Source organism: Streptomyces sp. NPDC006711, assembly GCF_042869775.1.
Lineage (GTDB): Bacteria > Actinomycetota > Actinomycetes > Streptomycetales > Streptomycetaceae > Streptomyces.
In genome coordinates this window covers 95,403-104,821 of record NZ_JBIAGO010000021.1, presented here as the reverse complement: position 1 = coordinate 104,821, position 9,419 = coordinate 95,403, and the positions used below count along the sequence as shown (strand labels likewise).

At 69.0% G+C, this 9,419-nt stretch carries 13 protein-coding genes and 1 tRNA gene; 10 read left to right on the top strand and 4 right to left on the bottom strand.

Going from position 1 to position 9,419, the window contains the following annotated elements; all coding sequences use genetic code 11:
• The 3 genes from ACFYM2_RS30615 to ACFYM2_RS30605 form a co-directional block, all read right to left on the bottom strand.
• Positions 1 to 205 (bottom strand): hypothetical protein (locus ACFYM2_RS30615; protein ID WP_388840750.1); only part of this gene is annotated, 205 nt, incomplete at its 3' end.
• A 109-nt stretch (positions 206 to 314) separates the two neighbouring features.
• The gene (locus ACFYM2_RS30610; protein WP_388840747.1) at positions 315 to 860 is read right to left on the bottom strand and encodes a hypothetical protein; all 546 of its coding nucleotides are present in this window, start codon (positions 858 to 860) and stop codon (positions 315 to 317) included.
• 370 nt (positions 861 to 1,230) lie between these two features.
• A complete protein-coding gene (locus tag ACFYM2_RS30605; protein WP_388840744.1) occupies positions 1,231 to 1,698 on the bottom strand; it encodes an NUDIX hydrolase in 468 nt (155 codons plus the stop codon).
• Positions 1,699 to 1,716: 18 nt separating this feature from the next.
• Between ACFYM2_RS30605 and ACFYM2_RS30600 the strand changes: the two genes are divergently transcribed.
• The 10 genes from ACFYM2_RS30600 (at position 1,717) to ACFYM2_RS30555 (ending at position 8,675) form a co-directional block, all read left to right on the top strand.
• The gene (locus tag ACFYM2_RS30600; protein WP_388840741.1) at positions 1,717 to 2,496 is read left to right on the top strand and encodes a GntR family transcriptional regulator; all 780 of its coding nucleotides are present in this window, start codon (positions 1,717 to 1,719) and stop codon (positions 2,494 to 2,496) included.
• A gap of 139 nt (positions 2,497 to 2,635) precedes the next feature.
• Positions 2,636 to 2,992: a hypothetical protein gene (locus ACFYM2_RS30595; RefSeq protein ID WP_365441496.1), complete on the top strand. Its 357-nt coding sequence runs from the start codon at positions 2,636 to 2,638 to the stop codon at positions 2,990 to 2,992.
• A 2-nt stretch (positions 2,993 to 2,994) separates the two neighbouring features.
• Positions 2,995 to 4,353 (top strand): FtsK/SpoIIIE domain-containing protein, encoded by a 1,359-nt coding sequence (locus ACFYM2_RS30590; protein ID WP_388840738.1) that lies wholly within the window; start codon positions 2,995 to 2,997, stop codon positions 4,351 to 4,353.
• A gap of 76 nt (positions 4,354 to 4,429) precedes the next feature.
• A complete protein-coding gene (locus ACFYM2_RS30585) occupies positions 4,430 to 5,062 on the top strand; it encodes a DUF2637 domain-containing protein (RefSeq protein ID WP_388840735.1) in 633 nt (210 codons plus the stop codon).
• Positions 5,063 to 5,125: 63 nt separating this feature from the next.
• Positions 5,126 to 5,317 carry a mobile element transfer protein gene (locus tag ACFYM2_RS30580; RefSeq protein ID WP_388468010.1) on the top strand — a complete coding sequence of 64 codons (192 nt, stop codon included), beginning with the start codon at positions 5,126 to 5,128 and terminating at the stop codon, positions 5,315 to 5,317.
• 9 nt (positions 5,318 to 5,326) lie between these two features.
• Positions 5,327 to 5,482 (top strand): hypothetical protein, encoded by a 156-nt coding sequence (locus ACFYM2_RS30575; protein ID WP_388840732.1) that lies wholly within the window; start codon positions 5,327 to 5,329, stop codon positions 5,480 to 5,482.
• Between the two features lie 23 nt (positions 5,483 to 5,505).
• Positions 5,506 to 5,820 carry a SpdD-like protein gene (locus ACFYM2_RS30570; protein WP_388840729.1) on the top strand — a complete coding sequence of 105 codons (315 nt, stop codon included), beginning with the start codon at positions 5,506 to 5,508 and terminating at the stop codon, positions 5,818 to 5,820.
• Between the two features lie 88 nt (positions 5,821 to 5,908).
• Positions 5,909 to 7,339 carry a replication initiator protein RepSA gene (gene repSA / locus ACFYM2_RS30565; protein ID WP_388840726.1) on the top strand — a complete coding sequence of 477 codons (1,431 nt, stop codon included), beginning with the start codon at positions 5,909 to 5,911 and terminating at the stop codon, positions 7,337 to 7,339.
• Positions 7,336 to 7,524, top strand: coding sequence for a helix-turn-helix domain-containing protein (locus ACFYM2_RS30560; protein WP_388468004.1), 189 nt, complete (start codon positions 7,336 to 7,338; stop codon positions 7,522 to 7,524). Before repSA ends, ACFYM2_RS30560 begins: the two co-directional genes overlap by 4 nt.
• Positions 7,524 to 8,675 carry a tyrosine-type recombinase/integrase gene (locus ACFYM2_RS30555; protein ID WP_388840724.1) on the top strand — a complete coding sequence of 384 codons (1,152 nt, stop codon included), beginning with the start codon at positions 7,524 to 7,526 and terminating at the stop codon, positions 8,673 to 8,675. The genes ACFYM2_RS30560 and ACFYM2_RS30555 overlap by 1 nt, the downstream gene beginning before the upstream one ends.
• Positions 8,676 to 8,779: 104 nt before the next feature.
• Here ACFYM2_RS30555 and ACFYM2_RS30550 read toward each other — a convergent pair.
• Positions 8,780 to 8,853 (bottom strand) — tRNA-Thr (locus tag ACFYM2_RS30550).
• Positions 8,854 to 9,419: the final 566 nt, after the last annotated feature.

Below are 9,419 nucleotides of genomic sequence, written 5' to 3'. Positions count from 1 at the left end.
GCTCCAGTACCGCCACGACGTCCTCAACGGCTGCCTCACCGGCACCGGCCTCCGACGCCAGCCACCATGACGACATCACGCATTCAAGGTCAGTAGTCGGTAGCGGCGCTCTGTGAAGGAAAAAGGTGGAACTGCAATGCGAAACCGTCGATACGGGAAAATAATCGCCCTCGCACGCGCTTTGAATCTGCGGATGTTCGTTCAAATCGGGCTGCTCATCGCTTGTTCGCAAGTTGTCAGTCCGGAGCAGATGTCGGCTGTGTCGGGGATGCTTCTATTGATCCAACAAGCCTCCGTTCGCGGAGTTGGCGGGTCTAATTCCCGTCGCCAAGATCCGGCGCGACGTCCTCCGGAAGATCTGCATCAAACGCAATCCAGCGAAATGCCAGGTTCAGGTTCATGAAATGGTTCTCATGCCTGTCCTGGGAATCTACAACATACCCGAAGCGCGCCTGCCGACGGCGATTCATGTGATTCTGCTCGGCTTCTCCCTTACCTCCGGCGAGGCGAATGAAGCGCTGCTCTGCGGATTGTCGACTTCGCATGACCATGGCATCGGCTATCTCGCGAAACGTGATCCCTCGCCGTCGAGCCTCTCTGAGCAGTCGCTCCTCTGAAGCCTCCACGAGCACCTGCATTTCAGCAACTAGGGTGAGAGCGTCTAACACGTCCTGGTTCGTTCTGCGCGTGCCGCGGGACGGATGCGACATGATAGAGATGAATGCGGCGACGTCGATCATAAAGTGCCGCGCCTCTTGAAATTTCTTGTCGTGTCGTTTGGCGAGTCGAATACAGGCACGTACTGCTGCGTGAGGTAGCCAGGTGTACCGGTCCATTCTTTTCTGATTGGGGGGAGCCATAAGGCCACTCTAGATCCGTTGGGTGAGGTGGGAGTCTGATTCAGAGAAGGTCGGCGGAGCGGCTTTGGGCGGGAGCTGCTTTGGCGCGAGTGATCATGGCCCCGTAAGCTTCCGGCGCGTCGGGCAGGTTGTGGACCTGCCCGGTAAAGCACGACGTTGGGGCCATGATCTTCGAGGCTCGCGCCAGAGTGGCTGCCTAAAGCCGTGGAGCCGGCCGCCCCAGCCACAGGGGGTGTCTCCCACTCCATGCCCGCAGCCGCGAGCGCGCCGCCGGGCGCGGCCAGCCGGGGCGGAGACAGGAGGCAGGCCGCGCCGCAGAGGCGGCGCGCGCCCGCGCCGTGCGCGGGCACTTGATGAAGTAGGGAAAGTTCTATCGCGCGGGCGTCAGGCGCTTGCCGTCGTGGCTGCGGACGTGCGGGCCCGCCCCGTCCAGGGCGTCCAGGAGACGGATCGCGTAGACCTCGGACATCCACTCCGCGACCTCTTCCGGCGTGAGCCAGTCGACGGCCGTTGATTCGCTCGACGTGCGCTCCACGCCGCCCGCGGGCTTGCAGCGGAAGACCAGGGCCACGATGCCCCGGGTCGTGTTCTTGTAGACCCCGGTCAGCTCGTCGACTTCCACGTGGATGCCCGTCTCTTCCCGGACTTCGCGACGAACACCTTCCTCCGGGGACTCGTCGATTTCGAGTACGCCGCCCGGAAGTTCCCAAGTGCCGTTGTCAGCGCGCCGGATGGCCAGGAGCCGACCGTCGTCGCGAACCACTACCCCGGCGACGGACACGGAGTGGAGTGGCGTTGACTGGCCTTCCCGGGCGCTGTTACTCATGTACAGGAGCATAGGAGGAAGAGAAGGACTATGGGAACAGCAGTAGGAGGTGGGAGAGCCGTACCTCGGTACGTGCAGATCGCCGACGAGATCGTTCAGCAGATCCGGGCCGGTGTCCTCAAGCCCGGCGAAATGGTGCCGAGCGAGTCCGAGCTCGTGGATCGCTACGGCGTCTCGGGCGGGACCATCCGTAAGGCCATGGTCGAGGTCCGCGCCAGTGGGCTCGTGGAGACCCGGCACGGCAAGGGCTCCATCGTGAAGGACCGGCCGCCCGTCCGGCACCGCTCCTCCGACCGTTTCCGGCGCTCGCATCGGCAGGGCGGCAAGGCCGCGTACCTGGCCGAGTCCGCCCAGTCCGGAGCGACCGCCAAGGTGAGCGTGCTCTACATCGGCCCCATGGAAGCCCCCGAGGACATCGCCGAGCGCCTGGACGTCGAGGCCGGCACTCAGGTGCTCGCCCGTCGGCGGCTGTATTTCCGCAACGGAACGCCCGTCGAAACGGCGACCTCTTACCTCCCGTGGGATGTCGTGAAGGACATCCCCGAGCTCTTCGCCGAGAACCCCGGCGGTGGCGGCATCTACGCCCGACTCGAAGACCACGGCCACGAGTTCGCGGAGTTCGTCGAGACGCTGCAAGCGCGCCCGGCGTCCAAGGCCGAGACGTCCGAGCTGGCGCTGAGCCCCGGGGCTCCGGTGGTCCACCTCGTCCGGGAAGCCGTGACGACCGCGGGCCTCGTCGTCGAGGTCTGCGACACCCTCATGGCCGCTGACCAGTTCGTCTTCAGCTATCGGATCCCCGCCGCCGACTGACGCACGCTCAACTGCCCACAACCCGCCGCGACTTCCTCGTCCCGGCGGGTTGACTCATGTACAGGAGTCATGCACTCTTCTTCATGTCACTCATGTACATGAGTGACGGAGTTAAGCATCTATAGAGGAGTGATCAGCTGTGCGTCAGATCCCTGTAGACACTTCCGCCGCGACCGTGATGGTCGCCAAGGCGCCGCAGCCCAAGGTCAAGGACCGCCGTACTGGCGAGCTCGCCGTGGACGCCGAGACCGGGGCCGCTCTGATGACCGTGGACGTGATGTTCGCGGCCAACGACGAAGTCGAGATCCTGTCCGTCACCATCCCCAAGCCCGGTCTCTCCGACGACTTGGCCATGGGGACGCCGGTCGCGCTGACCGGACTCGTCGCACGGCCGTGGGAGAACGAGTTCAACGGCCAGAAGCGGCACGGCATCGCGTACCGGGCCGTCGCCCTCACCTCGCTCGGCGTCGGCACCGCGAAGCCCAAGGCAGCCTGATCGTGGCCACCTTCACGGTCGTGCTGCTGCTGGTCGTCGCCTCCGCAGTGATCCTGCGGTGGCGGCGCCCCGCCTGGTACTGGGTCTGCTGCGGGGCCACGCTCGCCTCGTTACGGCTGTTGGTCCGGTACGCCTCGGTCATGGAGGCCTGCGGGCTCACCGTGCCGCCCGCGCGCTGGCAACTCGCCCTCGCCCGGGTAGCCAACCGGTCCGTACCCGAGTCCCGCTCACCGCGCATCCTGCGGTTGCGGCCTACTCGGACGGGGCTGGTCCTGCGGGTCAAACTCCGCCCCGGCCAAGATGCCTTCGACTTCTCCGCCGCCACGGATCGGCTGCGTCATTCCTTCGGGATGTACGGCGTCAGCTCCCGTGAACTCCGGTCAGGAATAGTCGAGTTACGGATGACCGGCTATGACGTGCTCAATCGCGTTCGGATGCCCGCTTCGAAGCCCGGTGACGGGGGCCCAATGCGTATCCCGCTGGCGCTGCGCGAGGACGGGGCGGTGCACTACCGCGACTTCCGTGCCGTGCCCCACGGGCTCACGCTCGGGGCCACCGAGTCCGGGAAGTCCGTCTACCTGCGCAACCTTGTCTGCGGGCTCGCACCGCTCGACGTCGCCCTGGTCGGTATCGACTGCAAGCAGGGAGTCGAACTCTTCCCCCTGGCTCGCCGCTTCTCCGCCCTCGCGGACGACCAGGAGACCGCGCTCGGCCTCCTGGAAGCGCTCGTCTCGCACATGGCGGACGTCTATCAACTCATACGCGCCCAGCAGCGCATCAGCGTCGCGGTTCCGGACGCAGAGATCGCCGCCGACATCTGGGACCTGCCCGACGACCTCCGGCCCGTTCCTGTCGTCGTCCTCGTCGACGAGGTCGCCGAGCTCGCGCTCTTCGCCAACAAGGACGAGGAGAAGCGCCGCGATCGCATCGTCACCGCCCTCGTCCGGCTCGCCCAGCTCGGCCGCGCCGCAGGCATTTACCTGGAGATCTGCGGTCAGCGCTTCGGCTCCGAACTGGGCAAGGGCATCACGATGCTCCGCGCCCAGCTCACCGGCCGCACCGCCCACCGCGTCAACGACGAGACCAGCGCCAACATGGCCTTCGGAGACATCTCCCCGGACGCCGTTCTCGCCGCCATCCAGATCTCGCCCGACACTCCGGGCCTCGCCGTCGCCGGCGACTCGACCGGCGGCTGGGCCCGCATCCGCGCCCCGCACACCTCGCTGCGCGACGCCGTGAACCTCTGCAACACCTACGCCGACCGCACGCCGGACCTACCGGCCCTCGCCGCCTTCCGGCCCGTCGTCGCCGCACCGGCCAAGGCCCTCGCGTCGTTCAACGCCTCCCCCGCCACGGCCTGACACACCCCGCACCACGGTCGGCGCGGCCACCTCGCGCCACGTCCCTACCCCCTCCATGCCGAATTGGTGGAGCCTCATGAACCGCTCGATCCGCGTGGACGCCGTTCTCGTACAAGCCGGGATCGCCGGGGCACTGTCCTTCGCACACCTTCATGACCTCGCTGCCGCCTCCGGACAGGACGGCTGGAAGGCCTGGGCCTATCCCGTCAGTGTCGACCTGCTCCTGGTCGCGTCCTGGCGACGGCTTCGCACTGAAGGTCCGTCGCGGCTTGCCTGGTCCTGGTTCCTGATCGCGCTCTCCGCGTCGCTCGGAGCCAACGTGGCCACAGCGGGCTTCCTCGACCTTCAACACCCGTCTTCCTGGCTGCGGTTCGGCATCGCCGGGTGGCCCGCGCTCGCCTTCCTCGGCGGCACTCTCCTCGCCCACACCTCACCCGCCCCGACCAGCGACGAACCGACGGAGCCGTTGCCGACGCACGAGTCCGCTCCCTCGGATGCCGCCTCCGCGCGAAGGCTCATCGAGGCTCCCGGACAGGAAGAGCCCGCTCCGGCCACCGCCTCCGTCCCGGCCGCCCTCGTCGACCACGCCCGCAAGCTCGCCGACGACCACCAGGCGCGTACGGGATCCGCGATCGACGCCGACACCCTGCGCGCCCGCCTCGGAGTACCGGCCCAGCTCGCCAACGCCATCGTCGCCCAACTCGACTGATACCAGCGGCAATACGGCCTCCTTTGGCCAACACCCGGCCGCCGCCCGAAAGGACTGATCTACGTGCCCGCTCGTGACCACTTCCACTCCGTGATGCGCATCGGTCCAGTGCAGATCGGCACCTACCGCGACCGCCACGGCCGGACCAAGCACGCGGCCGTGTGCACCAACGACCGCTGCGGCTGGTCCGCCGACTACTCCAGCCGGAGCGCCGCGCAGCTAGCCGCCCGCACCCACCGCTGCACCGCCCGATAGGAGCCCACCGTGGACGTCCCGCTCTGGCTCGCCCTGCTCGTCGTCGGCTACCTCGGCATCAAGCTCATCCGCCCGCCCTGGTGGCTCGTGGCCGTGCTCCTCGTCGGCGGCTATCTCCTCGCCGACAGCCTGCTCTCCCCCGTCATCGACTCCGCGATCAAGTAGGCCACTGCCAAAGGGGATTCATCATGTTCCGTCCCAAGGTCCCGACCATGCCCCAGCCGACAGCCCATGCCGCCTCGCCCGCCGTCATCGTCGAACCGACTACCAGCGTCCAGCGTCCCGTGCAGGCCTATGCGCCGACTCCGACGCCCTCCCGGCCCACCGTCCAGATCACCCCCGGCGCCGTGGTCGCCCTCGTCGGCGGCGGGACGGCCGTGGTCCTGGTCCTCGGCGCCGTCCTGGTTTCGATGCTGCTCGCGGTCGCCCTCACCGGAACGTCGCTCGCCATCTGCGCCCTGGTCGTCCGCTCCCTGATGAGCAGCGGCACGAAGCGCCGCTGACCGGCCCCCGGGCGGCCTCGATACCGCCAAGCATCCGCCGCCCGGGAGCCGTACGCCCTCCGATCCGAGAACCGAAGGAACCTCCAGCATGGCCCACCCCACCGCACCCGAACGACGCCTCAGCGCGCGGAAGGCGCCCGCACCCTCCCCGCTGCTCGACCCGATCGCCTTCGGCGACCTGCTGAGGGTGGCCTCGGCACCCGACTTCGACCGCTGGCAGGAGCAGATCCGTCGCACCGGCGGCTGCTCCGACCCCGTCCACCTCACCGGCTGGACCCTCACCAAGGACAGGACCACCGGGGAGACCCTGCACTCCTACTCCACCAGCACGGAACCGGGCGGCCATCTCCGCGTCGCCTGCGGCAACCGGCGCGCCTCCCGCTGCCCGTCCTGCGCATGGACGTACGCGGGAGACACCTACCAGCTCATCCGCGCCGGGCTCGCCGGAGACGACCGCCGAGACGTTTCCGGCACGGTCCGGAACCACCCGCGCGTCTTCGCCACCCTCACCGCGCCGTCCTTCGGCCCGGTCCACAACCGCCCTGATCGAGGAACCTGCCGCTGCGGCACCCGCCATGCCACGGACGACGCCGCGCTGGGCACGGCCCTCGACCCGGCAACGTACGACTACGCGGCCGCGGTGCTCTTCAACAACCACGCGGGCGACCTGTGGATGCGCTTCACGACCCGATTGCGCCGAGAGATCGCCGCGCGGGCCGGGCTGACCCAACGGGAGCTGAAGGAGTCGGCCCGCGTCTCCTACGGCAAGGTCGCGGAGTTCCAGAAGCGCGGCGCCGTGCACTTCCACGCCGTGATCCGCGTCGACGGCCCGAACGGACCCGGCACTCCGCCCCCGTCCTGGGCCACGGTCGCGCTCCTCACCGACGCCATCCATGCCGCCGCATCCCACGGCTACACGTCCGTCTCCGTACCGGCCGCCGAAGGGCAGCCCGCCCGCACCTTCCGCTGGGGCACCCAGCTCGACGTACGCCCCGTCAAGGCGTTCCGGGACGGTTCCGACATCACCGAGCAGGCTGTCGCCTCCTACGTCGCCAAGTACGCCACCAAGGCCGCCGAGAACACCGGCACGTTGGACCGTCGCATCTGCGAGTTGGCCGACCTCGACCGCCACGGCGTCCCCGAGCACGCCCGCCGCCTGATCGAAGCGTGCAAGCTCCTCGATCCGCTGTACCCGGACCGCCGTCTCTGGGCCTGGGCTCACATGCTCGGCTTCCGGGGCCACTTCTCCTCGAAGTCCCGCCACTACTCGACCACTCTGGGCGAACTCCGCGCTGCACGAGCCGAGTTCCGCGCTGCCCAGGAACGCGTATCCCTCGGCCTGGACGACCGCGAGCCGGACACGGTCCTCGTACTCGGCGACTGGCAGTACGCGGGGCACGGCCACACCCCCGGTGAGTCCGCCCTCGCCGCCACCATCGCTCGCGGCCTCCAACTCAACCGCGAGACGGCGCGCGAAGCCCTGCGCGACCAACTCGCCCTGGAAGGAGCCGAAGCATGACCACCGCCAACGCCGAACTGCTCACCGTGCCGGAGGTCATGACCCGGCTCAAGCTGGGACGCTCCAAGGTCTACGACCTCATCCGGTCTCACCGCCTGGTCTCGATCAAGATCGACGGATCGCGCCGCATCCCGGTCGACTCCGTGAGCGCGTTCATCCTCGGCCAGATCGAGGAGGCCGCCTGATGGCCACGCAGCGCAAACGCAACCCCAACGGCGCCGGCACGATCACCAAGCGCAAGGACGGCCGCTATCAGTGCGCGGTCTACGTCCTCCAGCCGGACGGCACCCGGGCCCGCAAGTTCGCCTACGGCAAGACCTGGGAGGAGTGCGACGCCAAGCGCCGTGAACTCCTCGACAAGGTCGCGAGCGGCACCCCCGTGCCCACGCGATCGGCCAAGCTCTCCGAATGGCTGACGTTCTGGCTGGAGAGCGTCGTGAAGCCGCGCCGCAAACTGAGCACGTACGACAAGTACGAGGCGCACGTCCGCCTCTACCTCGCCCCGATGATCGGCGGGAAGCGGCTGGAGTCTCTTGGCACCGCCGATGTCCGGCGTTTCCTTCTCCAGTTGGAGAAGAAGACCACCGGCGCCACGGCGAAGGAGTCGCACCGGGTTCTGCGCTCGGCTCTGTCCGCCGCCTGCCGGGAGGAGATGATCACGCGCAACGTGGCCAAGCTCGTCGAACCGCCGCGCCCCACGCCGCGCGAACTGAGCCCCTGGTCTCTCGACGAGACGTTGACCTTCCTCGCCGCCGCCCGGCTCGATCCGCTCTACGCGGCCTTCGTACTCGCCATCGCCATGGGCTTACGCCGGGGAGAGATCATGGGTCTTCGTTGGTCCGACATCGACCTGGGCCAAAGGACGTTGACCGTACGCCAGCAACTCCAGCGGCGGCGCGGCGTGCTCTACAACGACGAGACGAAAGGGCGCCGAAGCCGGGCGCTCCCGCTCCCCGCCATGTGCGTCGCTCCCCTGCGCTGGCACCGCATGCGCCAAGCCGCCGCCCGCGAGAGCGCCGGTGCGGCCTGGCAGGAGTCCGGCTACGTCTTCACCACCCGCACCGGCCGCCCGGTCGAACCCCGCAACGTGCACCGGTCCTTCGTCCGGGTCTCCGAGACCGCCGGCCTCCGCGTCGTCCGGCTGCACGACGCCCGGCACGGGTGCGCGACCCTGCTCACCGCGGCCGGAGTCGCGCCCCGCGTCGTGATGGAGATCCTCGGCCACTCGCAGATCAGCCTGACCATGGACGTGTACACGCACGTCGTGCAGGACACCCAGCGCAAGGCCATCAGCCACATGGACCGGCTGCTGCGGCGCCGCCCGGTCAGGGACTGACCGCCCGGCCCGGAAGTGACCATCCGGGAGTGATCAACCGCGTTGATGTCAGAGACGGATGTCAAAGGCCCCCAGCCAAGATCGGCTGGGGGCCTTTTCCCTTGAGCCCCCTGTCGGGTTCGAACCGACGACCCCCGCTTTACAAGAGCGGTGCTCTGGCCAACTGAGCTAAGGAGGCAACGCGTGAAGTGTAACCAACGCTCGGCCGGGCGGGGCGGCGGATTTCGTGGGCGGGGCCCGGGGCGGGCCACGGACTCGGGCGGGGCGCCGGCTCCGGGGGCGTCGAGGGCGCGGGGCGCCCGCCGACTCGGGGGCGGCCGGGGGCCGGGGCGTCGCCGGCTCGGGGGCGTCCAGGGTGCCGGGCGCCCGCCGACTCGGGGGCGGCCGGGGCCCGGGGCGCCCGCCGACTCCGGGGCATCCAGGACCCGGAGGCGCCCGCCGGCTCGGGGGCGGCTGGGGCCCGGGCTTTCCGGGGCCCCGGCTTTCCGGGGCCGGGGCTTTCCGGGGCCGGGGCTTTCCGGGGCCGGGGCTTTCCGGGGCCGGAGCTCCCAGGGGGCCCGGGCTTCCGGGGGCCCGGGCTTCAGGGGGCCCGGGCTTCAGGGGGCCCGGGCTTCAGGGAGCCCGGGTTGGGAAGTTCGTGGCCACGGAGTGCTGACAACGCGGACATCCGCCGGGTAGCGTCCTGACCCAGTCCACCCCGGTGGACTACACCACTTCTCCCTCTACTCGGATCGTCCGGCACGT

Bases quoted from the DNA above. Each gene is read 5' to 3' on its own strand.
- ACFYM2_RS30610 (WP_388840747.1), bottom strand. From the start codon at position 860: ATGGCTCCCCCCAATCAGAAAAGAATGGACCGGTACACCTGGCTACCT.
- ACFYM2_RS30605 (WP_388840744.1), bottom strand. From the start codon at position 1,698: ATGCTCCTGTACATGAGTAACAGCGCCCGGGAAGGCCAGTCAACGCCA.
- ACFYM2_RS30600 (WP_388840741.1), top strand. From the start codon at position 1,717: ATGGGAACAGCAGTAGGAGGTGGGAGAGCCGTACCTCGGTACGTGCAG.
- ACFYM2_RS30585 (WP_388840735.1), top strand. From the start codon at position 4,430: ATGAACCGCTCGATCCGCGTGGACGCCGTTCTCGTACAAGCCGGGATC.
- ACFYM2_RS30570 (WP_388840729.1), top strand. From the start codon at position 5,506: ATGTTCCGTCCCAAGGTCCCGACCATGCCCCAGCCGACAGCCCATGCC.
- repSA (WP_388840726.1), top strand. From the start codon at position 5,909: ATGGCCCACCCCACCGCACCCGAACGACGCCTCAGCGCGCGGAAGGCG.
- ACFYM2_RS30560 (WP_388468004.1), top strand. From the start codon at position 7,336: ATGACCACCGCCAACGCCGAACTGCTCACCGTGCCGGAGGTCATGACC.
- ACFYM2_RS30555 (WP_388840724.1), top strand. From the start codon at position 7,524: ATGGCCACGCAGCGCAAACGCAACCCCAACGGCGCCGGCACGATCACC.